At 80.0% G+C, this 471-nt stretch carries 1 protein-coding gene; it reads right to left on the bottom strand.

All coding sequences use genetic code 11. The features are described from left to right. Window positions 1-471 (bottom strand): aminotransferase class I/II-fold pyridoxal phosphate-dependent enzyme (locus FNQ90_RS26465; RefSeq protein WP_182608590.1); only part of this gene is annotated, 471 nt, incomplete at both ends.

The raw sequence follows: 471 nt of genomic DNA, 5'->3' as shown, positions 1-471 counted from the left end.
GGGGTCAGCAGGGCGGCCCGGGCTCCCCCGGCGCGCAGGGCGTCGATGTCCGCGCCCTCGGTGTCCACCGGGATCGGTGGGGTGGCCAGGCCGCGTCCGCGCAGCACCTGCCGCACCCCCATGGAGCCGGGGTTCTCCACCGCCACGCGGTCGATGCCCTCCGCGCGCAGGACCTCGGCGAGCAGGCCGAGGGCCTGGGCGGTGCCGGAGACCACGAGGACGGCCTCCGGGTCCACGGCGATCCCCCGGGTGCGGCCGACCCACCCCGCGACGGCGGTGCGCAGTGCGGCGGCGCCGCGCGGGTCGCCGTAGCCGAGGTCCGCGGCGGGCAGGTCGGCGAACACGGCGCGTTCCGCACGCAGCCAGGCCGCCCGGGGGAAGGCCGCGAGGTCGGGGGTGCCGGGGGTGAGGTCGACGCGTGCCGGAGCCGCCCGCAGCACGTCGTGCGCTCCCGCGCCGGGCTCGGGAACG

Source organism: Streptomyces alkaliphilus, assembly GCF_014141535.1.
Lineage (GTDB): Bacteria > Actinomycetota > Actinomycetes > Streptomycetales > Streptomycetaceae > Streptomyces > Streptomyces alkaliphilus.
Note: the sequence above shows the minus strand (reverse complement) of the source record. Positions and strands in the feature narration are given on the sequence as shown.